This is a genomic window from Clostridium sp. AF15-41, assembly GCF_003604095.1.
Classification (GTDB): domain Bacteria; phylum Bacillota; class Clostridia; order Lachnospirales; family Lachnospiraceae; genus Coprococcus.
In genome coordinates this window covers 1-24,996 of sequence record NZ_QTMQ01000004.1, presented here as the reverse complement: position 1 = coordinate 24,996, position 24,996 = coordinate 1, and the positions used below count along the sequence as shown (strand labels likewise).

Here is a 24,996-nt window from a genome sequence, read left to right as displayed (position 1 = left end):
ATGTATATTGAACAGATTAACGGACCTGAAGATGTAAAAAAATTGAATATAGAAGAAATGACGGCGATGGCAGCAGAGATGCGACAGGCATTGCTGGTTCGTGCAAGTAAGCATGGCGGACATTTTGGACCGAATTTTGGTATGGTAGAAGCAACGATCGCGATGCATTATGTATTTGAGTCGCCAAAGGACAAGATCGTATATGATGTATCCCACCAGAGCTATCCGCATAAGATGCTGACAGGCAGAAAGGATGCTTATCTCTACGAAGAACATTACGATGATGTATCCGGATATACAAATCCAAAAGAAAGTGAGCATGATTTCTTTGAGATCGGACATACATCTACATCTGTCAGTCTTGCCTGTGGCCTTGCGAAAGCCAGAGATCTGAAAAAGGAAGACAGCAACGTGATCGCTGTGATCGGTGATGGTTCATTAAGCGGTGGCGAGGCATTGGAAGGTCTTGACTATGCGGCTGAGCTTGGTGGCAATCTGATCATTGTTGTAAATGATAATGATATGTCGATCGCTGAGAATCATGGCGGTTTATATCAGAATCTGAAACTGCTTCGTGAGACAAATGGGCAGGCAGAATGTAATCTGTTCCGTGCAATGGGACTTGATTATGTATATGTAGATAAAGGAAATGATATTGCTGCATTGATCGCAGCATTTGAATCTGTAAAAGACAGTAAGAAACCGGTTGTCGTGCATATTAAAACTTTAAAAGGAAAAGGCTATGCACCGGCAGAACAGAATAAGGAACAGTGGCATTGGTGTATGCCATTTGACCTTGAAACAGGAAAGTCTTTGATGGAATTTGACGGAGAAGATTATTCCGACGTAACCAGAGATTATCTCTTAAAGAAAATGAAGGAAGATCCATCTGTAGTTACGATCACATCGGCAACACCTACCGTTATGGGATTTACAGAGGATAAGAGAAAAGAAGCGGGCAGCCAGTTTATTGATGTAGGTATCGCAGAGGAGACAGCGGTTGCACTGGCATCCGGTATTGCGGCAAATGGTGGCAAGCCTGTATATGGTGTATACAGTTCATTTATCCAGCGGACATATGATCAGTTGACACAGGATCTGTGTATCAATAACAACCCTGCAACGATCGTTGTATTTGCGGGATCTGTATATGGAATGAATGATGTGACACATCTTGGATTACAGGATATTCCGATGCTTACAAGTATTCCGGGGCTTGTGTATCTGGCACCGACAACCAAAGAGGAATATCTGGCAATGCTTGACTGGAGCGTGGAGCAGACAGAGCATCCGGTTGCGATCAAGCTTCCGGGAGCTGCGATGGTATCGGATGGAAAGGCTGTAACAAAGGATTTCAGTCAGTTAAATAAATACGAAGTAACTAAAAAGGGAAGTAAGATTGCTGTTATCGGTGCAGGTACTTTCTATCAGCTTGGAGCAGATGCGGCAGCATTGATCGAGGAGCAGACAGGAGTTGCGCCAACCATCATTAACCCACTGTATGTTTCCGGTATGGATGAAGAACTCTTGAATGGTCTGAAGAAAGATCATGATATCGTAATTACATTAGAGGACGGTTATCTGGAAGGTGGCTTCGGTCAGAGAATCGCCGGCTTCTATGGTGATTCTGATATGAAGGTTCTGAATTACGGTTTAAGGAAATTCTTCTATGACCGCTACGATGTAAATGAGGTATTAAAAGAAAATCATCTGACAGCAGAACAGATTGCAGAAGATGTGAAACGTATTTTATAGATGTTTAAATAGTAAAATGTTCATACTATGTAGAGTATTATTATAAAAAAGATAGTCTTGTTTCTATCAGTCAACAGTCTCTATTGATATAATATCAGTGCAATTTCGTTATGAGATGCACATTGCCAGTAAATACGGGTGCTTGTTCGAGCCGGAGGCGAGTTAGCACAGGAGTATTTACGAATAGGGCATGTGCAACGAATAGAAATTACAATGAGTTATTCAATGGAGATTGTTGGCTGACAGAGGTAAAGGCTATCTGTTTTTTTATGTAGCAACAGTATAAAAAATCGCTTACAGGTAATATTAATCAGAAATAATGTTTGATAAAGGAGATTAAACAATGTCGATGATTAACAGAGAAGTAAGCGATTTTTTTGTGCATGCATATCAAAATGGTGAATTTAAAACGGTAACCAGGGACGACATATTAGGCGGATGGAGTGTATTTTTCTTCTATCCCGCAGATTTTACATTTGTCTGCCCGACGGAGCTGTCAGATCTGCAGGATAAATATGAGGATTTTAAGGCTGCCGGCTGTGAGGTTTATTCCATATCAACAGATACGCATTTTGTGCATAAGGCATGGCATGATACATCGGAAAAGATTGGAAAGATCACTTTTCCGATGTTGGCAGATCCAAATCATGAATTATGTGAAGATTTTGAAGTGATGATCGAATCAGATGGGATGGCAGAACGTGGCAGCTTCATCATCAATCCGGAAGGGCGAATTGTCTCCTATGAAGTCAGTGCAGGAAATGTCGGACGAAATGCAGATGAACTGTTTCGTAAATTGCAGGCATGCCAGTTTGTTGCGGAGCATGGAGACGAGGTCTGCCCTGCCAAATGGCAGCCGGGAGGAGCTACGCTGCGTCCAAGTCTGGATCTTGTAGGGAGATTGTAAGAATGAAGAATGAAAATATGTATGATGTGGTGATTGCAGGCGCGGGACCGGCGGGGCTTACAGCAGCTATTTATCTGGCGAGAGCCTGTTACCGGGTGCTTGTTGTCGAGAAAGAGAAGATTGGCGGACAGATCACGATCACAGAAGAGGTGGTGAACTATCCGGGAATAGAGAAAACAGATGGAAAATCCCTGACCGCTGCTATGCACAGACAGGCAGAGAATTTTGGTGCAGAATTCCTGATGGCAGAGGTTGAAAAGCTGGATGTAGATGGAGAATATAAAATCGTGCATACAAATAAGGGCAACTTTTCCTGTTATGGAATTCTGCTCGCAACCGGAGCACATCCGAGAATGATCGGATTTGAGGGAGAGAAACGGTTTAAAGGACGGGGCGTAGCTTATTGCGCAACTTGTGATGGAGAGTTCTTTACCGGCAAGGAAATATTTGTTGTGGGTGGCGGTTATGCCGCTGCGGAGGAAAGTGTATTCCTTACCAAGTATGCCAGCCATGTGACGATATTGATCCGGGGCGAAGATTTTTCCTGCCCTAAATCATCGGCGGATAAAGCCAGAGCAAATGAAAAAATTACGGTGCTTACCAGTACTGAGATCGTCCGCGCGGAGGGTGAAGATGTCCTGACAACACTGGTGTATAAAAATGTGAAAACAGGAGAAGAAAGTGTATATCATGCGCCAAAAGGAGATACGTTTGGTATTTTCGTATTTGCCGGATATGAGCCGGAGACTTCGTTGCTGCAGGGAAAAGCAGAGATTGATGAAAAGGGATATGTAATTACGGATGCTTCCGGACAGACCAATATATCGGGTGTTTATGCGGCTGGCGATGTCTGCCAGAAAAATCTTCGTCAGGTAGTGACGGCAGTCGGTGATGGTGCAGTTGCAGCGACAGAGCTTGAACGGTATGTGGCAGCCATGCAGAAAAAGAATGGAGCAAAGCCATCACGGAATTTGCGGGAAAATAAACAATCAAAGGAGAAGAATGTTACACAGGAGAAAAAGCGTGAAGGAATGCAGCCTGTGGTCGCTGAAAATACCGGATATGAAATGCATAAAACTGGACAACAGAAACAGCCGGAAGCAGAAGATTCATTGTCGGACGAGTTCTTTGATGAAGAGACGGAAAAGCAGTTAGATGAGGTCTTTGACCGCATGGCGCATCTGCTGATCCTGAAATTATATCTGAATCAGAAGCAGGAGTCAGTGCAGCTAAAACAATATATGGAAGCTATGAGCAGACGAACCGAAAAACTCAGTGTAATCGTTGCGGAGGAAGGGGCAGACGGGGATTCTGTTCCGGCAAACGAACGACCATTTGTCAGGATTTTAGGAGAAAACGGAAGTGATACCGGGCTTGGCTTCCATGGTGTACCGGGTGGACATGAATTCACTTCTTTTGTGATTGGCTTATATAATGCTGCCGGACCGGGACAAGAAGTGGATGCACAGATAATGGAGCGTATTCATGCGATCAAAAAGCCGCTTCATATCAAGATTCTTGTAACACTTGCCTGTTCCATGTGTCCGGATCTTGTCACCGCGGCACAGAAAATAGCCGCAGAAAATCCACAGGTTACAGCAGAGATTTACGATGTGATGCTATATCCATCTTATCAGAAACGCTATAAGGTTATGAGCGTACCGTGCCTTGTTGTGAACGATGAACATATAGCATTTGGAAGAAAGACATTACCGGAGCTATTAGACTATCTGGATGAGATTTTATAAAATAATAGAGCATCTCTTTACTGGATATATATTCGGTAAAGGGATGCTCCTTTTATTTTGAATAATTTGTGATCGTGTAAAATAGGATATTAGACAAAACAGATTAAATAAAAAGATTGACACCCTACAAAATAGGGTATACTATTTAGAAAAAAGGAGGGATGAATTAACGAATGATAAGAACATTTATTGAAATACCATTATTTACAAAACGGTGGAAAGAAATAGGGCTTGGGGAAGATGAGTTACGAGCATTGCAAATTATGCTATTAAAAAATCCAGAATCAGGACCGGTAATGGAAGGAACTGGTGGAATACGTAAGGTACGGTTCCCATTAGAAAATAGAGGAAAGAGTGGTAGTGTTCGTGTATGTTATACGGATTTTGCAGAATATGAAGTTACCTATCTAATAACTGCATTTGAAAAGAAAAGTCAGGAAAATTTGACAAATGAAGAAAAAAATGTACTTAAGAAGTTGGTAAAATCTTTGAAAGAGGAAACGGCAAAGAATAGGAGATGATTTCTATGGGTTCATTATTTGATGATTTAAAACAGGGATTGGAAGAAGCAATAGAGTATGAAAAAGGACAGGGAAAAGCTCGCGTAAAAACATATATGATAATGCCAGTGAAAGAATATTCAAATACAGAAATTCGTGAGATCAGGATGCGGGCAGGAATGACACAGGGAGTTTTTGCATCTTATATGGGTGTTTCGAAGAAAACAGTAGAGGCATGGGAGTGTGGCAGAACACACCCAACCGGACCAGCGTTTCGTTTGCTTGATATCTTAGCTTCCGAAGATCTGGATGAAACAGAATTTGTAGTAGCAAAATAATAAGAAGAAAAAATAAAAAGAACGTCCTTCTGCCTGGTATCAATGTTCATTAATATAACATCAGTGAGATTTCGTTGTGCGGTGCACATAACCAGATCAGCGTAAGCTACACTAAGCTCAAACTACGCTAATGCTTGTTTTCACTAAGTGTACTTACATGGCACGCACTAACCTCAGACTTCGCGTTAACGCTCGTCTTCACTAAGTGCTCCGCTCAGCCGCAGGCGAGTTAGCACGAGAGTATTTACGAATCAGACATGTGCATTGAGCAGAAATCGTAACGCGTTATATAATGGGCATTGATACCAGGCAGAAGGACGTTCTTTTCGTTTTGAAAACTTACATTTGTGTACAACAGGATACAAATAGGATATAATTGCCATGTATGATAGGTTCAGAATCTAAGATATCGAGAGATTAAAAAATGAGTTCTGGAAATGGGGAGCGTTATGAGTTACAACATTTTACTGGTAGAAGATGAAGCAGGAATTGCAGAGGGCATCATGGATTACATGAAAGAGAGTGAGATTACATTTACCTGGGCGGCGGACGGAGACGAGGCACTTGCTCTGGTGTACGAACATGAGTATGATCTGGCACTTTTAGATGTGATGCTGCCGGGGGCAGATGGATTTGAGATATGCAGAGCCATCCGGGCAAAGAGCTACGTTCCGATCATTTTTCTGACCGCCAGAGGTAGAGAAGAGGACCGGCTTTACGGGTACGATCTCGGTTGTGATGATTACGTTGTGAAACCATTTTCCATGGCAGAGCTTCAGGCGAAGATCCAGTCATTTTTACGTAGGTCGAAAGGCTTGTGGACGAAGAATCAGGTGATCCAGGTGGGAGACATCAAGATGTATCCGGACAGACTGCTTGTTGAGGCAGCAGGAGAAGAGGTCCGGCTTGTACCAAAAGAATATGCGATGCTCAAATATTTGATGGAGCATAAAGGTATGATCGTGACAAGGGATGATATGCTTGTCCGGTTATGGGGGTATGATTACGATGGTGGCGACCGTGTGGTTGACAACCATGTAAAGAAGCTTCGCAAAGCACTTGGTGACAGCGGTAAACTGGTAAAGACTGTATTTGCAAAAGGATATCGGATGGAGTAATCAGATCAGAGAGGTGGACTATCATATGAAGAAAAAAGAAAAGAAATATTATGGAAAAAAGAAGAAGTTTTATTCCTTCTTTTTAAAGATTTTTATTCCGTTTGTTATTGTAACATCGATACTTGGGGGTATCATTACAGCATTTTTAAACCTGACATTTCAGAATAATATATCGAGCAATGTGCAGGCTGCAGAAAAGACGATTCGTCAGGCAGGCATAAAATACTGGAATATTTATCAGACGGAGCTTGAAGAACAGAAAGACGCAGATTACGAGTTCCAGACACCGTATAATCATTATATTGGAAATATGATATATTTGAATAATCTGTCAATGGCTGCGTTAAATGACAGCGAGGTGGTCAATATGCAGGGATTTATTCATCTGTATCAGAAGGACGATGCCGGTAATCTGACAGAGATCACGGATCAGAAGAATAAGGTATTTCTTCAGATCAATGATACATCTGAGAACAAATATATGCTGTATTGTGATAATGATATATTTGAAGCGGCTGTTCCTGAAATAAAGGATATGTCTGCGGATTTTTCACTTGATAAAATGAATGAGATCTATGTATCAGGAATGCAGTTTTATCCGGCTTCCTATACCTGTTTTGTAGATGAGGAGGAGCAGGAAAGAACGGTATCAGAGATACCGGATGGTTATGTGAAGCTGGATCAGAATTTAGGATTTACCATTCCACATGGAGTTATAGGTTGTATGCCAACATCGTTGAAGGTTGACCGGTATACAGGTACGGATGAGATCGTGAATGATTATCAGAATAATTCCAATTGGGAATATGTGGAAGATACAGAAAAATGTGCATACGGCACACATGCAGTCTATGCATTTCCTGTCAACAATGATAATACTGCTTTTGCGGTCATAGATTATCATTATAATATTGTAAAGTCACTGATGGGACATATGATCATTTATACATGGCTTGGGGTAGTGCTTGGAAGTGCATTGATCTCACTTCTGATCGCATATGTAATGTACAGATCCTATAAATCAGCGTATGATATGGAGCAGTACAGACGAACAACTTCAAATGCGATGGCGCATGATCTCAAAAGTCCGCTTGCCGTTATTTCTCTGTATGCCGAGAATCTGAAATCAGGAAAGAATCCGGAGAAGAACCAGTATTATATGGATGGGATATTAAATGAAGTAAAGGCAATGAATGAACAGGTTGCATCCATCCTTGATATGGCAAAGGCAGAGGATGTAAACACAGAGCTTCATAAGACTAAAGTTGATATCAGGAACATCATAAATACAGCAGCAGAGGTATATGCGGAAACAATTAAAACTAAAAATATCAGGCTTGACATTCAGGGAAGCTGCCAGATCGAAGCAGACGAGACTCTGATGTATCAGGCAGTTATGAATATGATGGATAATGCGATTAAGTATGTTACAAAGGATGGAAAGATCACAGTTCAGATGAGCAATGAGAGCCTTTCCATTCAGAATACAAGTGAGCCGATTCCGGAAGATGTTTTAAAGAGTATCTGGAATCCATTTGTCAAAGGGGATAACAGCAGACATGGACACAAAGGAACCGGGCTTGGCTTATCCATCGTCAAAACCATCATGGATCGCCATGGATTTACCTGTGAGATGAAAAATACAGGTGATGGTGTGGAAGTGAAGGTGGACTTCAGATAAGTTAATAATAAGGAGTGCCGGCAATGACATTACAACAGTTAAAATATGTGATAACAGTAGCGGATACTGGAACGATCACGGAAGCAGCAAATAAGCTGTATATTTCGCAGCCAAGTCTGACAAATGCGATCCATGAACTGGAAAAGGAAATGAATATCGTCATTTTCAACCGGACGAATAAGGGTATCAGTCTTTCAAAGGAAGGAGAGATATTCTTAGGATATGCAAGACAGGTTTTAGAGCAGGCGGCTATTTTAGAAGACAAATATAAGGGAAATGATGGTGGCAAGAAACAGTTCTGTGTATCAACCCAGCATTATTCATTTGCCGTTAATGCGTTTGTAGATCTGGTCAAGCAGTATGGACAGGATGAATATGATTTCAGTATACGGGAGACACAGACTTATGAGATCATCGAAGATGTAGCAAGGATGAGAAGTGAGATCGGAATCTTATTCCTGAATGATTTTAATGAAGCAGTATTGCGTAAGCTCCTGCGTTCGCATGATCTGGAATTTCATTTGCTGTTTGTAGCCAGACCGCATGTATTTATCAGCAGAAAACATCCACTTGCCGACAAGACGGTCATAACAAATGAAGAACTTGAGGACTATCCATATCTCTCATTTGAACAGGGAGAGCATAATTCCTTTTATTTTTCAGAAGAGATTTTCTCATCTTTTGAGCGGAAACGGAATATCCGTGTCCGGGACAGAGCTACGTTATTTAACCTGCTGATCGGGTTAAATGGCTATACCGTGTGCAGCGGTGTGATCGATAAGAAACTGAATGGCAGAGACATCATAGCAGTTCCTCTTGCAGATGAGAGTGATATGCGGATCGGATATATCACACATAAGAAAGGAATGATCAGCCGGCTGGGAAATACATATTTGGAGGTTCTGAAAAAATATCTGGGTCCGGAACCGCCCAGACGAAAACTGGAACATCGGGGACGCTTTAATGAACTTGGCAGAGATGGGGAAATGCTGACGGATGTTACAGATAAGATAGATGAACATATAAAGAAGCTGAAATAAAACCAAAAAGGATTTTGTTTTGATATAGTTTAAAACTATGGAAAACAGAATCCTTTTTGTATTATACAGATCTTGTTCATTGCCATATAATAAGCGGGAAATCACGGCTGGAAAATAAGCAGAGTGGTTATTATGGAAATGATTTGAATTATATGGAGGATAAAGCAATGAGTCAGTTACAGACACCATTTCGTTATGATTATGTAGGAAGCTTTCTTCGCCCTGCAAAATTAAAGAAGGCGAGAAGACAGTTTGATAAGGAAAATATCTCATACGATGAATTAAAGAAAGTAGAAGATGAAGCGATCACAGAGCTTATAACAAAGATAAAAGAATCAGGCTATCATGTTATTACAGATGGTGAATTCCGTCGTGCAACCTGGCATCTTGATTTTATGTGGGGATTTGATGGAATCGGACATACACCTACAAAGACAGGCCTTCCATTCCATGGTGAAGCAGCTATGGTTGATGATACTTATCTGGTCGGAAAAGTCGGTATATCCAAAGAGCATCCATTTGTAGAGCATTTTAAGTTCGTAAAACAGTTTGAAGATGAGAATACAGTAGCAAAACAGACAATGCCATCTCCGGCTCAGTTTCTTGCGCAGTTTACGATGCCATTCAACCGTGTGGAGACAGAGAAATACTACACATCCGATGCAGATCTGGTAAAGGATATTGTAGATGCATATGGAAAAGTGATCCAGGATCTGTACAATGCAGGATGCAGAAATATCCAGCTTGATGACTGTACCTGGGGCATGATGGCAGACAGAAGCGGACATCTTGCATATGGTACAACTGCGGAGGGATTAAAGGAAATTCAGAAGATCCATAAGGATATCAATAATCAGGTAATCGCAAATGCACCAAAGGATCTGACGATCAATACACATGTATGTCGTGGTAATTTCCATTCTACTTATGCAAACAGTGGTGCTTATGATCCTGTGGCAGATATCCTGTTTGGAGAGGAAAATGTAAATGCGTATTATCTGGAATTCGATGATGAACGTTCCGGCGGATTTGCTCCGCTTGCAAAGGTTTCCGGTGATAAGAAGGTTGTGCTTGGTCTTATTACAACGAAATCACCAAAGCTTGAAAATAAGGAAGAAGTAATTGCCCGTATAAAGGAGGCTGCAAATTATATTCCACTTGACAGATTGTATCTCAGCCCACAGTGTGGATTTGCATCCTGTGAGATCGGTAATAAGCTGACCGAGAAAGAACAGTGGGATAAGCTTCGTCTTGTAAAAGAGATTGCAGAAGAAGTGTGGTAGAGCTATAATAAAGAATGTGACAGGTCACAGTTATGGGCTGGTCGAAAAACCCAGGTCCAACCAAAAGAACAGGCGGGGGAACTTCCCGCCGTTTTTATATCACATATTTAGAAATAAAGGTATAAAATAAAATCCGCAATGTTTTGATATATTGCGGATTTTGTTTTAAAACGATATATGTTTAAACAACGCAACTGCACATAATACAATGGCAAGTGGTACATAGAGGTAACGTCCGATGGAATACCAGAGTGTGCCACGATTCTTTTTGCTGCCGCAGTTGACAGCTTCGAGCAGGTCATCCTTTTTCATGATATAGAACCATGAGACAGCACCGATGGTTGCGCCAATCGGGATGATGTAGATAGAAACAATATCCATCCAAGGTCCCCATTTGGAGATCGTCTCCATACCGATGCCACAGCCAAGGCATAACACACCGATGATGATCAGGACTGCGGTACGGCTGAGCTTCGGAAACTGGTGTAAGAGTGATTCGGCAACCGCCTCAAACATATTCTGAAGGGAGCTTACACCGGCGAAGATCATTGCTATATACAGGATAATTGCAAATAACCGTCCGAGCGGAATGTTCTGTAAGATGGTCGGCAGGGTAACAAAGAGAAGGCTTGGACCTGCTCCGACATCAACGCCATAAGAGAAACATGCCGGGATAATGACCAGTGCTGCGACAACGGCAGCAATCGTATCAAAGATCGCAGTATGTCTGGCAACTCCGACAACATCTTCATCCTTTGACAGATAAGCGCCATAGACGATCATGCCGCTTCCCGTAACTGACAGGGAGAAGAATGCCTGTCCCATTGCCCAGATCCAGATCATAGGATCAGCAAGCTTTGACCAGTCCGGTGTGAACATGAATTTATATCCTTCTGCTGCGCCCGGAAGCATAGCAACACGGACTGCAAGGATCAGAAAAATGATGAAGAATAACGGCATCATGATCTTATTTGTCTTTTCTATACTATGTGCACCGAAGAACAGAGTCAGAAGCGTTCCGGCTACCACGATAATGTGAAGCGGGATCACGGAGAACGGTTTGGATGAAAATGAATTAAACCAGGCTGCTGTATCTTCATGCATTAAAGTTCCAATCAGAGAATCAAGGAAGGCTTTTAAAATATACGAAACGATGATCGCATAACCGATCGCGATACATAAGGAGCCTGCAAGTGGAAGCCAGCCAAGCAGTCCACCTGCAGTACCGGCTTTTTTACCTCTTGTTTCCCATGCATATTTATAAGCACCAAGTGTTCCTGTTCCGGCTCTTCGTCCGATTGCAAATTCGGTCGGAAGTGCCACATAGCTGAATATAAAGATAAAAAGCAGGTAGATCAGCAGAAATGCGCCGCCACCATTACTTCCTAATTTATTTGGAAATCCCCAGACATTTGCCATACCAACGGCAGAACCAACAGAAGCCAGAATGAACCCCCATCTGCTTCCAAAACTTTTCGTATTTTTATTACTCATAAACTAACCCTATCTATTTCTTTATTATATAGATGATTGCATAATTCAGATTTATGCATATTAGTAACTAATGCTTACGCAATTATCTATACGTGCCATACTGTTCCAGTTTAAAGGTTTACAGTCGAAAAAGCAACAAAAATATTATTCACCTATTGACATGGTAGGTGAATAGGAATATTATCTTTGTAGCATAATTTGGAAAGAGGGAGAAATACTATGGTCATCTCGTCAAAAGGACGGTATGCATTACGCGTTATGGTTTATCTGGCGGTAAATCATGATGGCAGTTTTATACCATTAAAAGAAATATCACAACACGAAGAGCTGTCACAGAAATATCTGGAAAGTATCACCCGGATGCTGTCAAAAGCACATCTGATCGAAGCGGCAAGCGGACATGGAGGTGGCTATCGTCTGACCAGAGAACCGGAGGAATACAGTGTGGGAGAGATCCTCAAGCTGACCGAAGGGACCCTTGCACCGGTATCCTGCCTGAAGGATGATTCAGTACCGTGTGACCGGTCGGAATTATGTTATACATTACCGATCTGGCAAGGACTTGCCGATCTGATCAATAATTATTTTGATAATATGACACTTGCCGATGTGGCAGGAAAAGCCGGACAAACAGTGAAAGAATAGATGAATATACAGGAGGCACGAATATGTCAGAGAAACAGTTATTAAATGTAAAGAATTTGTATGTAGATGTAGAGGAGAAGCAGATCCTTCATGGTATAGATCTGTCAATCGGAAAAGGTGAGACGCACGTTCTCATGGGACCAAACGGAACAGGTAAATCAACACTTGGCTATGCACTCATGGGAAATCCAAGATACACCATAAAGAGCGGAGAAATCTGGTTTCAGGGTAAAAATATTACAGAGGCTCCTGTTAATGAGCGGGCGAAAGCAGGAATCTTCCTGTCCTTCCAGAATCCATTAGAGGTTCCGGGTGTGACTTTAAGTTCATTTATCAGAAATGCATTGGAGCAGAAGACAGGAAAAAGACAGCGTTTATATGATTTCAAGAAAGAGCTGGAGCGTACAATGGAGATCCTTCAGATGGATCCATCCTATGCAGAGCGTGATCTGAATGTCGGATTTTCCGGTGGTGAGAAAAAGAAGGCAGAGATCTTACAGCTCCTGATGCTGAAGCCTTCACTTGCAATCCTTGATGAGACAGATTCCGGTCTGGACGTTGATGCTGTAAGAACAGTATCTGCCGGTATCGAAGAATACCAGAAGAATTGCAAGGGCAGTCTTCTGATCATTACCCATAGCACGAAGATTCTGGAGTCCTTATCTGTTGATCATACACACGTTATGGTAGAAGGTAAGATTATACAGACCGGTGATGCATCTCTGGTAGAGGAGATCAACCGGAATGGATTTGCAAAATATGAGAAGACAGAGCAGAATCAGTAGTCTTTGAAAGGAGCATCCGATAGATATGAAAGAAAAAACATATGTAGAAGACATAGACAGAAATATATATGACTTCAAAGATGATGAAAAAGATGCTTATAAGATCAAGGCAGGACTGACGCCAGAGATCGTTGAGCAGCTTTCGAAAGAGAAACATGATCCGGCATGGATGCAGACCTTCCGTCTGGAATCCCTGCAGATCTATAATAATATGGAAGTACCGGATTGGGGACCATCGATTGAAGGTCTGAATATGGACAACATCGTAACCTATGTCAGACCAAATACAAATATGAAAGCAAAATGGTCTGATGTGCCGGAAGATATCAAGAATACATTTGAACGACTGGGTATCCCACAGGCAGAGAGAAAATCTCTTGCAGGTGTCGGAGCACAGTATGATTCCGAGCTGGTATACCACAATGTCCGTCAGGAGGTAGCTGAAAAGGGTGTTGTATATACCGATATGGAGAGTGCATTAAATGGCGAATATGCAGATATGGTAAGAAAGCATTTTATGAAGCTGGTTCGTCCCAATGACCATAAGTTCGCAGCTCTTCATGGTGCTGTATGGTCAGGCGGTTCCTTTGTATATGTGCCAAAGGGAGTATCCGTAGAGATTCCGTTGCAGTCTTATTTTCGTCTGAATGCACCGGGAGCCGGACAGTTTGAACATACCCTTATCATAGTGGATGAGGGCGCGGATCTTCATTTCATCGAAGGTTGTTCTGCACCAAAATATAACGTGGCAAATCTCCATGCCGGATGCGTGGAATTATTTGTCGGTAAGAATGCAAAGCTTCGTTATTCTACGATCGAGAACTGGTCAAAGAATATGTATAACCTGAATACAAAACGTGCAGTTGTAGAAGAGGGCGGAACGATCGAATGGGTTTCCGGTTCCTTCGGATCTCATGTATCCTACCTGTATCCGATGAGTATACTGAAGGGAAAGGGGGCGAAGATGGAATTTACCGGTATCACATTTGCCGGAAAAGGACAGAATCTGGATACCGGAGCAAAGGTCGTTCACAGCGCACCGGATACCAGTTCTTACATTAATACAAGATCTATTTCAAAGGATGGAGGTATCAGTACTTTCCGTTCTTCCGTTGTAGTAGCAAAGGAAGCAGAGAATGCCAAGGCAGCAGTATCCTGTCAGTCGCTGATGCTGGATTCCATCTCAAGATCTGATACGATCCCGGCGATGGATATCCGTACCAGAAAGGCAAATGTCGGACATGAGGCACAGATCGGCAGTATCAGTGATGATGCAGTATTCTATCTGATGTCCCGTGGTATGAGCGAGGAAGATGCCAGAGCTTGTATCGTCAGTGGATTTGCGGACAACGTATCAAAGGAGCTTCCACTGGAATACGCTTTGGAAATGAACAATCTGATCCGTCTGGAAATGAAGGGCAGTATAGGTTAGGAGGAAATGAGCAATGGACAAGAATACGATCAATATTAATAAACTTCCATCCAAGACATGGTACTGGCTTCATATGAATGATACAAAGGTTTCATGGAATCCTGATATAGCACCATGTAAGGTGACGGTAGAGGAAGCATTTGAGGATAAAGAGACAAACAGCCTGATATCCGGGGATGCAGCAGAATTTGCCACAGTTGAGAGTGGAGCAGGCAGAGAGGCAGATTCGATCTTTGCAGATGCGCAGACAGAAAAAACAGTTCTGACTGCTTCGGACAAAGACGCAAAGGCAACGATCCGTCTGGCTGTTGATGGAACGACAGCAGCGTCTGCGGCAGGTGCATGTTATCTGACGGCAGAAGAAGGTACGGATACAACCATAATTGAGACATTTACAAAGAAAAGTGCGCAGGCAGGTTCACTGGCATACCGTACGATGATACAGGCAAAGAAAGACAGCCGTGTTCGTCTGGTACAGGTATTTATGCAGGATGAAGAACAGACTCTGTTAAATGATATCGGTTGTGTCTGCGATGAAAATGCAAAGTTCGATATCCTTCAGATCTTTATCGGAAAAGGTGATCTCTATAACGGAATCCGTACAGATCTTAAGGGTACAGGAGCAGATACACAGGTCGAGATCGGCTACCTTGGACAGAAGACACAGAAGATTGATGTGAACCTGATCATAAATCACTTCGGTAAGAAGACGAATTGTGAGATCCAGGTAGATGGAACCTTAAAGGATGCAGCAGAGAAAGTATTTCGTGGAACGATCGATTTCAAGAACGGTGCATCCGAATCCACAGGTGCAGAGACAGAAAATGTACTCCTGCTTGGTGATGATGTGATCAATAAGACAATCCCGATCATTCTCTGTGCAGAGGAGGATGTAGAAGGTTCTCACGGTGCAACGATAGGTGAACTGGATGAGGAGACATTATTTTATTTTGAATCAAGGGGCATCGACAAGGAGACTGCGGAGGATATCATGACCCACGGCAAATTCGAGATGTTATATCGCCACATAGGAGATGAGCAGACACAGAAGCTGGTAGAAGCACAGCTTGCGGAGGTAATGGCAGATGATAGAAAAGAATTATAAAGAGGATTTTCCGTTATTACAGACAAATAAAACCATTTATATAGACAATGCAGCTACAGCACAGAAGCCGGCAGTTGTAATTGAAGCAGAGAAGCGTTTTTATGAAGAAAGCAATGCAAATCCGCTTCGTGGCTTCTATCCGCTGAGCCTTGCAGCAACAGAAGCATATGAAGATGCCAGAAAAGTTGTGCGTGATTTTATTCATGCAGATTCGGAAAAAGAAATCATCTTTACAAGAAATACAACAGAGAGTCTGAACCTTGTTGCATACAGCTATGCATGCAGTCATCTGAAAGAAGGAGATGAGATCGCAGTCAGCATCATGGAACATCACAGCAACATTCTCCCATGGCAGATGGCAGCGAGAATGACAGGTGCAACGGTCCGGTATCTGAACTGTGAGAAGGACGGTATTTTGACAGATGAGACACTTGCAGCAGGAATCAATGAGAAGACAAAGCTTGTAGCGATCGGACAGGTATCCAATGTTCTCGGTTGTGTGAATCCGATCAAGAAGATCGCAAAGCTTGCACATGCAGTCGGCGCGGTCCTTGTAGTAGATGCGGCACAGAGCGCACCGCATATGCCGATTGATGTCAAAGATCTGGATGCGGATTTTCTTGCATTTTCCGGTCATAAGCTGATGGGACCGATGGGTATCGGCGTGTTATATGGAAAAGAAGCATTACTGGAAGAGATGCCGCCATTTATGACAGGTGGCGAGATGATCCAGTCTGTAACGACAGAAGGAGCGGTATGGGCTGAGCTTCCGCATAAGTTCGAGGCAGGAACTGTAAATGCAGCCGGTGCAGCCGGACTTGCAGCCGCAATTTCATATATTAATAAGATTGGATTTGAGACGATCGAGCAGAGAGAACTGGAACTGACCCGACATGCGATGGAAGGACTTGCAAAGATTCCGCATGTTCATGTGATCGGCTCAGAAGATCCTGCAAACCATACCGGTATTGTGGCATTTACGATCGACAATGTACATCCACATGATGTCAGTGAGATCATGGCAGCAGATGGTATCGATGTTCGTGCAGGGCACCATTGCGCACAGCCATTACTTACTTATCTGAAGGTGTATAATACAACAAGAGCCAGCTTTATGTTCTACAATACGATAGAAGAAGTCGATGCATTTGTAGAGAGTGTTGCAAATGTCAGAAGGAGAATGGGATATGGAGAATAGAAGTTTTTATAATGAGATTCTGACGGAACACAATATCCGTCCGGAATTCAAACATGATCTTCCGGATGCGAACATCGTACTGGAAGGTGTAAACCCGAACTGTGGGGATGATATCTGGTTGAAATTAAAAGTAGAAAACGGAATCATCGAAGACGGAGCATTTGTCGGAGACGGTTGTGCGATCTCACAGGCGTCCGCTGATATCATGCTTGGCATGATCGTCGGAAAGACCGAGGAAGAAGCGTTGAAGCTTGGAAAACTTTTCTTAAAGATGATACAGGGCGAAGCGACCGATGAAGAGATCGATGAACTGGAAGAGGCCTCCGCCTTAAAAGATATCTCCCATATGCCTGCCCGTGTAAAATGCGCAGTCCTTGGCTGGCATACCCTGGAGGAAGCATTAAAGAAATAGTGTTAACAAAAAATAATACAGGGGTCATATATAACATTGTTCCGCAAAACACTCGCGTTCTATTCTACACGTAGCGGTTCTAAACTCTTCACCTGACGGTGAATCGTTAAGTACCGACGTGTAGAAAGGTTTGCTTCACAATGTATATACGCTCCCTGTATTATTTTTTGTTAACATTCAGTTATTCACGTCGGTCTTTAGCGATAATGAAATGTATTTACTATTGAGAAGTGGAAACAAAAATGGAAGAGGGTATTACTATTATGAAGTAAGCCTGCCCACGCTGTGTAACTTCGAACTAACCTCGGCGGAAGCCTCGCTAAGTTCTCAGTTATTCGCGCTGGTGTAGGTTTGTACATATTAATATATGAAGTTAAAGCCATTAAAGTGGATATAAATAAAAGATGATAGATATTTTTGTGAAGCAAACCTATTTGAACGTCGGTTCTTAGCGATCCGCATAAGCGGGAGCTTAGTACCGTTACGTGAAAATAGAGCGAGAGCGTTTTGCGTAACAAAGAGTATCTATCATCTTTTATTTATAATGCCAAGCCGGTCTATAATACTTTCGAAAGGAAATCCTTCAGTCGAGGATTCTTCGGATTGCCAAAGAATTCTTCCGGCGTGCCGGTTTCAAGAATCTGTCCCTCATCGATGAAGAGGACTTTATTGGCAACCTCCTTTGCAAATCCCATTTCATGAGTAACCACGATCATGGTCATTCCCTCTTTTGCAAGATCCTTCATCAGGTCGAGAACTTCTCCAACCATTTCAGGATCAAGAGCAGAAGTCGGTTCATCGAATAGGATCACATCCGGATTCATAGCAAGAGCACGGATGATGGCAACTCGCTGTTTCTGACCACCGGATAAGGTAGAAGGATATACATCTGCTTTATCTTCCAGACCGATCCGTTTCAGAAGTTCTTCTGCCTTTGCTCTTGCCTCGGCAACGATCTGAGATTTACTTGTTGTAATCTCTATTTTCTCCTGCTTCTCTTTGCGGAACAGGTTCGTAAGCGGAAGCATACGATTATGACGCTTCGCTTTTTTCAGATCCTGACAACGCACCAGTACAGGAGCAAGCATGATATTCTGAATAACGGTTTTGTTGTTATACAGATTAAAATGTTGGAATACCATTCCCATATGACGACGGTGGATGTTGATATCAACCTTTGGGTCTGCAATATCGACACCATTGAAGATGATCTGACCGCCTGTTGGGTCTTCCATACAATTTAAACAGCGAAGAAATGTACTCTTACCAGAACCTGAAGGACCGATTACAACCATTATATCGCCTTTATCGATTGTGACATTGATGCCTCGTAAAACTTCATTGTCACCAAAGTGTTTTTCAAGATTAATGACGTCTATCACTCTTTCTCAGGCTCCTTTCCATAAGTTTGATACCAAGGCTGATCAGAAGCACCATCACAATGTAGATCAGTGCCATAACCAGATATGGGATCATGAATTCGTAGCTGTTACTACCAATATAGTTAAATGCTACATATAAGTCAGTAGCACCAACAAAGCTTACAACAGATGTTTCCTTGATCAAAGATATAAATTCATTTCCCAGAGTAGGAAGGATGTTTTTAACTGCCTGAGGAATCACAATCTTACGCATGGTCGTCGCAAAGCTAAGGCCCATGGCACGTCCGCCTTCCATCTGTCCGGGATCCACAGAAAGGATACCGCTTCGCATGATTTCGGAAATATAAGCACCACTGTTTAGACCAAATACAAGCATTGATACCTGTACACCGCTCATATGACCTCCTACGATAGGGAGCAGAACATAGTAAAACAGCAGTAACTGCACGACCATAGGAGTTCCACGGAAGAATCCGACATAGACGCTGCAGATTGCATCTAAAACTCGTGGCAGCCGTTTATATTTTGGAATGACGCGGACAGTTGCAATGATGGTTCCGATCAAAATACCGATGATCAGACCGGTTATGGCGATGATAACGGTATTCTTCAGACCTTCAACAACCTTTACATATCCTCTGTTATCAATGAATATTTCTATGAACTTTTGTATTTTACTTGAAATGTCTCCCATGAAATATCCTTTCAATATCTATCAGATAACAGGTAATTGTAAAATATAGATACACTGAATCAGCAGAACTGTTTTAGCAATTTACAATTACCTGTTACCATATATTTTCTTCACGCGAGAAACGCGTGATTCTTATAGCATATTTTTACTGCATAGCATTTAATGATTTTGTAATGGCAGCAGCAGGAGCTGAATCGATGATAACATAATTTAAATTTCCGTTTAATAAATCCTGAACTGCAAGTGAACCGTTCTTATAACCGGTAGATGTCATCTTAAGACCAGCGAATCCCCAGTCATCATCACCTTCGCAGTAGAACTGTCCGGTTGTACCTGTCTGGAAACCAATCTTGCTGCTTGAATCCTTAGCGTTAAGGATTGCATTTACATCATCGGCAGTCTTACATTCGTCAAATTCTGTGTTGTCTGATGGAACGATCAACTTCTGGGAAGCCTTGTAGTAAGAATCTGAGAAAGCTACATATTCTTCACGATCCGGCTTGATTGTAAGACCGGCCATAGCGATATCACATTTCTGCTGACCAACGGAGAGACATACAGCATCGAAATCCATGTTCTGGATAACCAGCTCCTTACCGAGTTTGTCAGCAAGTGCCTTAGCGATCTCCATATCGATTCCGTAGTAGTTCTCACCCTTTGTATACTCAAATGGTTCGAATGCAGCGTTTGTTGCTACAACTAACTGATCCTTGCTTGAGTCTAATGTAGCTGATTCAACAGCAACAGGCTCGCCATCACCGAAGTAGTGGTTGCAGATCTCTTCAAATGTGCCATCTGAATTCATATCTGCGATAAATGTATTAACCTCTTTTAATAAGTCAGGCTGTGTTTTGTCAACGCCGAAAGCGTATTCCTCATCTGTGAGGTCAATCTCGATAACCTTAGCAGTCTTCTTATCAGAAGATTTGCTGTCGTCAGTTTTGCTTCCGCATGCTGTTAATGCAGTCATAGCCAGGGCTGCAGACATAGTAATTGCTAAAAATTTTTTAAGTTTCATTTTCATTACTTCCTTTCATTCTTTTCTGAATAAATATACCATTGTGTTTTGAAAAATGCAATTTATATATGCAAAAAAATGCTGAAAATTACAGGTTTTATGCAGGTTTTATAAATGCTTTTCGTATTTTCCGCCAATATGCATACCTTCTTTTACGACAACAAAGGCGTGTTCATCGATGTTTTTCAGTCCGCGGCGGAGATGAACACATTCATATTTGGAAAGGATCGTAACGATCATATAAGTTGTTTCTTCGGTATAACCACCACGCGCCTCCCACCAGGTTGCATCCCGGTGAAATTCGTTTACGATGTAATCAAGGATGGCTTCCGGTTCTTCTTTTGTATAGATCACAACTTCGGTATTGATGTTCTGCGTATGTGCTTTGTCAGTCATCAGAGTACTGACAGCGGAATAGATAATGCTGTATACGGCTGTCGGGATACCAAAAAGGATTGCACAGATGCCGTAGACAACAGCATTGACTGTCAAAGATACCTTTCCCACGCTGAAATTTTTGTATTTCTTGGTAAAGAACATACCGACGATATCCATACCGCCACTGGAGCCGCCGGAGCGTAAGGAGATACCGATGCCTGTACCGGCGAGAAGTCCACCCATAATGCTGGCAGTCAGGCTGTCATTGACCAGAGGTGTAGCCGGAATTGGAAATATACTTAAGAATATCGTCTGACTGATCAGGCAGACCAGTGTCCGGCTGAAGAAACTTTTGCCGATTGAGATATATGCCATGATAAATAAAGGTATATTTAAGATAAAGTTGATAATACCTGCGATATCGGTTCCTGATGCAAGCGATGGAAATACTTGGATCAGTAAGGTTCGTATGATCTGGCTGATACCAAGGACACCGCCGTTATACAGACTGGCGGGGACGATAAAGAAGTTGATTCCGGCGGCAAATAAAACCATGCCGCCGATCGCAGCAGCATTTCTCTGCCAGAGTGTTTTGTCTTTGAGATTCATATGCATGCCCTCCCTTATTAATATTTGTACAGCTTGTGTAGATTATGAGCTTCAACCTGTTGATACTACCAATACAGGAACGCTTTTGTAAATATTTATATGTAGAGTATAAAATATTTCCGGTAAAAAAGCATCTAAAATATAAGGAAGACTTGATCATAAATTGCAGAATTACAGGTTGTGGGGCGGAAGTGAATGCAGTACAATAATGCAAGCAGAAAATATGTGTTAAGAGGATTAGAAGAATGAAAAAGATTTTATATTTTATAAAGAAGGAAACCGTTTTATCGATCGCGGTCGTACTGGCAGTGATATCAGTATTTTTTGTGACCCCTGACAGAGAATATATTTCATATATTGATTTCCGAACACTGGCAATCCTGTTTTGCCTTATGAGTATCGTTACCGGTTTGAGGAATATTGGTGTGTTTGATAAATTAGCGGAACGGCTGTTAGCAAAGGTGCATGGGATCGGGGGAGTAACGGTGATCCTTATATGCCTGTGTTTCTTTATGTCGATGTTTATAACAAATGATGTATCACTTATTACATTTGTGCCGTTTACAATTATATTAATGAAGAAACGGAATCCGGATGTCGATGGCAAATGGATGCTAAAAGTAATTGTCATGCAGACGATCGCGGCGAATCTTGGCAGTATGTTGACACCTCTTGGTAATCCTCAGAATCTGTATCTGTATGGAAAAGCAGGTATAGGTATTGCGGAGTTTTTAAAGATCATGCTACCATATACAGTCTGTGCATTTGCTTTGTTAATGGCATGGATCGGTCTGGCATCCATGGTTCGAAAAAGAAAGTTAAGTCATGATGAGAAGACAGAAATAAAACAGAATAAAGGCTTAGACTCTGCTGAAGATAAAGCTTCAACGAAAAGACAGAAAGGTCCGTTGGGTGCTTCCGGTTCAAAATGGGAGAAAAAGGATGCGGAATGGATTGAAAAATTTACAGCATATATTATTCTGTTTGTCATAAGTCTGCTTGCGGTTTCACATATTCTTCCGTATGGTGTGCCTTTCGCGTTAGTATTTTTATATTTGCTTCTGCGTGACCGGAAAATCCTGACACAGGTTGATTATTCTCTGTTATGTATTTTTATTGCGTTATTTATATTCATCGGTAATCTTGGACGTATCCCGGCATTCAGTCAACTGCTTTCGGATATATTGACCGGACGGGAGGTGGTCACTTCGGTAATTGCAAGTCAGGTAATGAGTAATGTTCCGGCTGCGATTCTGTTATCCGGATTTACAGACCATATCCGGGAGCTGGTGATCGGAACAAATCTCGGAGGACTTGGTACTTTGATAGCATCAATGGCAAGTCTGATCAGTTTCAAATATGTTGCGAGAGAAGACCGCTCGTTCCGTGGCAGATATTTTCTGGAATTTACAGTTGCAAATGTTATTTTCCTTTTTATAATGATGATTCTTTATCGTTTACTTTCTTAACATAATCAAGTAGAACAGCCGTGCTATGAGAGTAGTAGACATAGCGAACCAAATTGACAAAATTCTCAAGTGAGATAAAAACAGGAATATCGAATCTTTACGCAGGAGCAACAGAACTTCCGATAAATACGGGAGATACACAGTACAAGGCTGCAGTAAGAAATGATCCAAGACACATTTTTACTAAAGAAGATAAAATAACAAAATATAGTCATTGTTTATACATGATTTTTTTGCTACAGAACAAAAAACGACAGTTCAGAACAAATAAATAGAAAATACCACTTTATCCCTTTAAACTGAAACCATCGTACGAAACAAACAACTGATGGCGCCTAAAGGGAAAGGGGAAATTCATGTTGTATGGACTTGATTTTATTGATTGGATCAAGAGATTTTTAGGCTGGGGAAAATAAAGTATATTGTGTAAGTATTTGTTCGGAAAAAGCTGCTGTATCGTTGTGGATTAGATAAGTACATATAGATATATGTTTTTATAGAATAAAGGGGTGCGCAAGATATTTGCCGGAAAGGGATATTCTATAATAAAAAGATATATCTAAGAGATATAGCTAAGTATAAAAAACAATATAGACTGCGGCAGTTGATGGATGCATCAACTGGAAAAATAGTTCAGGAACTCCTGAGCTATTTTTTTGACTATTTTTGTCTAAGAATGTCGAATAACAAAGTTATTATTGTAAAAAGCCAGAAAACAATTTATTATTTTATATAACTTAAGTATGAAGGGAAAGGGGCAAAAGATGAATATCGTCATTTGTGATGATGAAAGGAAAGTAATTGAAGATGTAGGATCGATATGCAGAGAGTACTTATCTCCGGATGTCAAATTATATGGATTCCGGTCGGCGGAGAGTTTGTTGAAAAATCTTGATAAGATAGATGGGGATATTGATCTCTTTATATTAGACATAGAAATGCCGGGTAGGGACGGCTTGTGGCTTAGAAAAGAGTTAGAACGATACAGGTATGGAAGCAGCATTATTTATCTGACAAGCCATGATGAGCTTGTGCAGGAAGCATTTGGAAGATATGTGATAGGATTTGTTGATAAAGTTAGTTTCTTGAATGATAAAAATAAGCTAGTTGATAAATTGAAGCTTTTTGAACAAGAAACAAAAGCAGATGAAACAATCCGTGTAAAATATGATCAGAAAGTTCTGTTTATACAGAAAAGAAAAATTATTTTGATTGAAGCTGAACATGTATATTCAAATTTAGAATATGTGATAGATGAAAAGATAAATGGATCTTTTGTTACAGAAAGGAAATTGATTCGTAAGTCATTAAAAGAATGGGAAGATGAGTTGGGTAATAATTTTATCAGAATTAGTAAGCGTTATATAATTAATTTAGATTATGTGCAACGTATAAATCAGGATATAGTGCTGAAAAATGGAAAAGAGTTAAAGATTCCAAAAGTAAATCAAAAGAAATGCCGAGACAGTTACTATAATTATTGTAATAGAAAAATGAAATGGGAATAAAAATGGTAGAAAATATAGTTATAAATATAATTGAATACTTAAAATATTTTCTTATATTCCAATGTTTCTTGAATGGAAAAGTGATTAGTAGAAAAAGATTTTGTATAGGAACAATAGAAATAATTCTTATTTGTTTTGCTACTAGTATATTAAAGCATAGAGATGCGCAATTAATTCTTATTGTTGGAATATTAGTATATGTTTTATGGATTTATGAAGGTCGGATAAAGAATAAAATTTTGATATATACAGAATCACTTATTTGTATTAATTATCTTGATACAATCTCTTGTGCTATTAGTGGGGGGTTATTTAAAGGAAATATGGGCTGGTATTTTTTGAATCAAAATAGGAAAATATTAATGATTCAAGGAGTGCTTTCGCTTGTATGTATTATTATAATTATATGTATTAAGATGAAAATAAATAAGAGAAAGATTAATTGGTTTATAAGACAAATGTAGGATTACAATACATGTGTTACAACTGAATATAAA

Annotated in this window: 22 protein-coding genes; 17 read left to right on the top strand and 5 right to left on the bottom strand. The window is 41.1% G+C overall.

Annotated features, from left to right (window positions below; all coding sequences use genetic code 11):
• The 9 genes from DWW43_RS03935 to DWW43_RS03895 all read left to right on the top strand — a co-directional run bounded on the left by DWW43_RS03935 (position 1) and on the right by DWW43_RS03895 (position 10,370).
• Positions 1-1,755: a 1-deoxy-D-xylulose-5-phosphate synthase gene (locus tag DWW43_RS03935; protein ID WP_119962786.1), complete on the top strand. Its 1,755-nt coding sequence runs from the start codon at positions 1-3 to the stop codon at positions 1,753-1,755.
• A 343-nt stretch (positions 1,756-2,098) separates the two neighbouring features.
• The gene (gene ahpC, locus DWW43_RS03930) at positions 2,099-2,662 is read left to right on the top strand and encodes an alkyl hydroperoxide reductase subunit C (RefSeq protein ID WP_119962785.1); all 564 of its coding nucleotides are present in this window, start codon (positions 2,099-2,101) and stop codon (positions 2,660-2,662) included.
• Positions 2,663-2,664: 2 nt separating this feature from the next.
• Positions 2,665-4,410 carry an FAD-dependent oxidoreductase gene (locus DWW43_RS03925; protein ID WP_119962784.1) on the top strand — a complete coding sequence of 582 codons (1,746 nt, stop codon included), beginning with the start codon at positions 2,665-2,667 and terminating at the stop codon, positions 4,408-4,410.
• A 173-nt stretch (positions 4,411-4,583) separates the two neighbouring features.
• Entirely contained in the window at positions 4,584-4,931 is a 348-nt protein-coding gene (locus tag DWW43_RS03920; RefSeq protein ID WP_008399964.1) for a type II toxin-antitoxin system RelE/ParE family toxin, read from the top strand.
• Between the two features lie 5 nt (positions 4,932-4,936).
• Positions 4,937-5,248, top strand: coding sequence for a helix-turn-helix domain-containing protein (locus DWW43_RS03915; protein WP_021944812.1), 312 nt, complete (start codon positions 4,937-4,939; stop codon positions 5,246-5,248).
• A gap of 449 nt (positions 5,249-5,697) precedes the next feature.
• Entirely contained in the window at positions 5,698-6,366 is a 669-nt protein-coding gene (locus DWW43_RS03910; RefSeq protein WP_119962783.1) for a response regulator transcription factor, read from the top strand.
• Between the two features lie 25 nt (positions 6,367-6,391).
• Positions 6,392-8,047, top strand: a complete 1,656-nt coding sequence (locus DWW43_RS03905) for a HAMP domain-containing sensor histidine kinase (protein WP_119962782.1) — start codon at positions 6,392-6,394, stop codon at positions 8,045-8,047.
• 23 nt (positions 8,048-8,070) lie between these two features.
• Positions 8,071-9,087 (top strand): LysR family transcriptional regulator, encoded by a 1,017-nt coding sequence (locus DWW43_RS03900; RefSeq protein ID WP_008399958.1) that lies wholly within the window; start codon positions 8,071-8,073, stop codon positions 9,085-9,087.
• A 167-nt stretch (positions 9,088-9,254) separates the two neighbouring features.
• Entirely contained in the window at positions 9,255-10,370 is a 1,116-nt protein-coding gene (locus DWW43_RS03895) for a 5-methyltetrahydropteroyltriglutamate--homocysteine S-methyltransferase (protein WP_044944719.1), read from the top strand.
• Between the two features lie 165 nt (positions 10,371-10,535).
• Here the strand turns inward: DWW43_RS03895 and DWW43_RS03890 are convergent, their stop codons facing one another.
• On the bottom strand, positions 10,536-11,864 hold the full coding sequence (locus DWW43_RS03890) for a sodium-dependent transporter (protein ID WP_008399956.1): 1,329 nt from the start codon (positions 11,862-11,864) through the stop codon (positions 10,536-10,538).
• 219 nt (positions 11,865-12,083) lie between these two features.
• On the opposite strand from DWW43_RS03890, the gene DWW43_RS03885 reads away from it, so the two are divergent.
• Genes DWW43_RS03885 through sufU form a run of 6 tightly spaced genes read left to right on the top strand, consistent with a single transcriptional unit; the run spans position 12,084 to position 17,441 of the window.
• A complete protein-coding gene (locus DWW43_RS03885) occupies positions 12,084-12,509 on the top strand; it encodes an Rrf2 family transcriptional regulator (RefSeq protein ID WP_021943695.1) in 426 nt (141 codons plus the stop codon).
• Positions 12,510-12,532: 23 nt separating this feature from the next.
• The gene (sufC, locus tag DWW43_RS03880; RefSeq protein ID WP_119962781.1) at positions 12,533-13,294 is read left to right on the top strand and encodes a Fe-S cluster assembly ATPase SufC; all 762 of its coding nucleotides are present in this window, start codon (positions 12,533-12,535) and stop codon (positions 13,292-13,294) included.
• A 25-nt stretch (positions 13,295-13,319) separates the two neighbouring features.
• Positions 13,320-14,726 (top strand): Fe-S cluster assembly protein SufB, encoded by a 1,407-nt coding sequence (gene sufB, locus DWW43_RS03875; protein WP_021943693.1) that lies wholly within the window; start codon positions 13,320-13,322, stop codon positions 14,724-14,726.
• A 13-nt stretch (positions 14,727-14,739) separates the two neighbouring features.
• Entirely contained in the window at positions 14,740-15,831 is a 1,092-nt protein-coding gene (locus tag DWW43_RS03870; protein WP_119962780.1) for a SufD family Fe-S cluster assembly protein, read from the top strand.
• A complete protein-coding gene (locus DWW43_RS03865; RefSeq protein ID WP_119962779.1) occupies positions 15,812-17,029 on the top strand; it encodes a SufS family cysteine desulfurase in 1,218 nt (405 codons plus the stop codon). Before DWW43_RS03870 ends, DWW43_RS03865 begins: the two co-directional genes overlap by 20 nt.
• Entirely contained in the window at positions 17,019-17,441 is a 423-nt protein-coding gene (sufU, locus tag DWW43_RS03860) for a Fe-S cluster assembly sulfur transfer protein SufU (protein WP_008399947.1), read from the top strand. Before DWW43_RS03865 ends, sufU begins: the two co-directional genes overlap by 11 nt.
• A gap of 557 nt (positions 17,442-17,998) precedes the next feature.
• On the opposite strand, the gene DWW43_RS03855 is transcribed toward sufU, so the two are convergent.
• The 4 genes from DWW43_RS03855 to DWW43_RS03840 all read right to left on the bottom strand — a co-directional run bounded on the left by DWW43_RS03855 (position 17,999) and on the right by DWW43_RS03840 (position 21,522).
• Positions 17,999-18,823 carry an amino acid ABC transporter ATP-binding protein gene (locus DWW43_RS03855; protein WP_008399945.1) on the bottom strand — a complete coding sequence of 275 codons (825 nt, stop codon included), beginning with the start codon at positions 18,821-18,823 and terminating at the stop codon, positions 17,999-18,001.
• The gene (locus tag DWW43_RS03850) at positions 18,807-19,517 is read right to left on the bottom strand and encodes an amino acid ABC transporter permease (protein ID WP_117785562.1); all 711 of its coding nucleotides are present in this window, start codon (positions 19,515-19,517) and stop codon (positions 18,807-18,809) included. The genes DWW43_RS03855 and DWW43_RS03850 overlap by 17 nt, the downstream gene beginning before the upstream one ends.
• A gap of 145 nt (positions 19,518-19,662) precedes the next feature.
• Positions 19,663-20,535 carry a transporter substrate-binding domain-containing protein gene (locus DWW43_RS03845; RefSeq protein WP_044944546.1) on the bottom strand — a complete coding sequence of 291 codons (873 nt, stop codon included), beginning with the start codon at positions 20,533-20,535 and terminating at the stop codon, positions 19,663-19,665.
• Positions 20,536-20,643: 108 nt separating this feature from the next.
• Complete coding sequence (locus DWW43_RS03840) at positions 20,644-21,522, bottom strand: YitT family protein (RefSeq protein WP_044944542.1); 879 nt, start codon at positions 21,520-21,522, stop codon at positions 20,644-20,646.
• 245 nt (positions 21,523-21,767) lie between these two features.
• Between DWW43_RS03840 and DWW43_RS03835 the strand changes: the two genes are divergently transcribed.
• Together DWW43_RS03835 and DWW43_RS03830 are read left to right on the top strand one after the other, a co-directional pair.
• On the top strand, positions 21,768-22,991 hold the full coding sequence (locus DWW43_RS03835; protein ID WP_119962778.1) for an SLC13 family permease: 1,224 nt from the start codon (positions 21,768-21,770) through the stop codon (positions 22,989-22,991).
• Positions 22,992-23,755: 764 nt separating this feature from the next.
• Positions 23,756-24,499 (top strand): LytTR family DNA-binding domain-containing protein, encoded by a 744-nt coding sequence (locus DWW43_RS03830; RefSeq protein ID WP_165853013.1) that lies wholly within the window; start codon positions 23,756-23,758, stop codon positions 24,497-24,499.
• Positions 24,500-24,996: the final 497 nt, after the last annotated feature.

Bases quoted from the DNA above. Each gene is read 5' to 3' on its own strand.
- sufU (WP_008399947.1), top strand. From the start codon at position 17,019: ATGGAGAATAGAAGTTTTTATAATGAGATTCTGACGGAACACAATATC.
- DWW43_RS03885 (WP_021943695.1), top strand. From the start codon at position 12,084: ATGGTCATCTCGTCAAAAGGACGGTATGCATTACGCGTTATGGTTTAT.
- DWW43_RS03870 (WP_119962780.1), top strand. From the start codon at position 14,740: ATGGACAAGAATACGATCAATATTAATAAACTTCCATCCAAGACATGG.
- DWW43_RS03910 (WP_119962783.1), top strand. From the start codon at position 5,698: ATGAGTTACAACATTTTACTGGTAGAAGATGAAGCAGGAATTGCAGAG.
- sufC (WP_119962781.1), top strand. From the start codon at position 12,533: ATGTCAGAGAAACAGTTATTAAATGTAAAGAATTTGTATGTAGATGTA.
- DWW43_RS03920 (WP_008399964.1), top strand. From the start codon at position 4,584: ATGATAAGAACATTTATTGAAATACCATTATTTACAAAACGGTGGAAA.
- DWW43_RS03890 (WP_008399956.1), bottom strand. From the start codon at position 11,864: ATGAGTAATAAAAATACGAAAAGTTTTGGAAGCAGATGGGGGTTCATT.
- DWW43_RS03865 (WP_119962779.1), top strand. From the start codon at position 15,812: ATGATAGAAAAGAATTATAAAGAGGATTTTCCGTTATTACAGACAAAT.
- DWW43_RS03840 (WP_044944542.1), bottom strand. From the start codon at position 21,522: ATGAATCTCAAAGACAAAACACTCTGGCAGAGAAATGCTGCTGCGATC.
- sufB (WP_021943693.1), top strand. From the start codon at position 13,320: ATGAAAGAAAAAACATATGTAGAAGACATAGACAGAAATATATATGAC.
- DWW43_RS03845 (WP_044944546.1), bottom strand. From the start codon at position 20,535: ATGAAACTTAAAAAATTTTTAGCAATTACTATGTCTGCAGCCCTGGCT.
- DWW43_RS03850 (WP_117785562.1), bottom strand. From the start codon at position 19,517: ATGGGAGACATTTCAAGTAAAATACAAAAGTTCATAGAAATATTCATT.
- DWW43_RS03935 (WP_119962786.1), top strand. From the start codon at position 1: ATGTATATTGAACAGATTAACGGACCTGAAGATGTAAAAAAATTGAAT.
- DWW43_RS03830 (WP_165853013.1), top strand. From the start codon at position 23,756: ATGAATATCGTCATTTGTGATGATGAAAGGAAAGTAATTGAAGATGTA.
- DWW43_RS03900 (WP_008399958.1), top strand. From the start codon at position 8,071: ATGACATTACAACAGTTAAAATATGTGATAACAGTAGCGGATACTGGA.
- DWW43_RS03925 (WP_119962784.1), top strand. From the start codon at position 2,665: ATGAAGAATGAAAATATGTATGATGTGGTGATTGCAGGCGCGGGACCG.
- DWW43_RS03835 (WP_119962778.1), top strand. From the start codon at position 21,768: ATGAAAAAGATTTTATATTTTATAAAGAAGGAAACCGTTTTATCGATC.
- DWW43_RS03895 (WP_044944719.1), top strand. From the start codon at position 9,255: ATGAGTCAGTTACAGACACCATTTCGTTATGATTATGTAGGAAGCTTT.
- DWW43_RS03905 (WP_119962782.1), top strand. From the start codon at position 6,392: ATGAAGAAAAAAGAAAAGAAATATTATGGAAAAAAGAAGAAGTTTTAT.
- ahpC (WP_119962785.1), top strand. From the start codon at position 2,099: ATGTCGATGATTAACAGAGAAGTAAGCGATTTTTTTGTGCATGCATAT.
- DWW43_RS03915 (WP_021944812.1), top strand. From the start codon at position 4,937: ATGGGTTCATTATTTGATGATTTAAAACAGGGATTGGAAGAAGCAATA.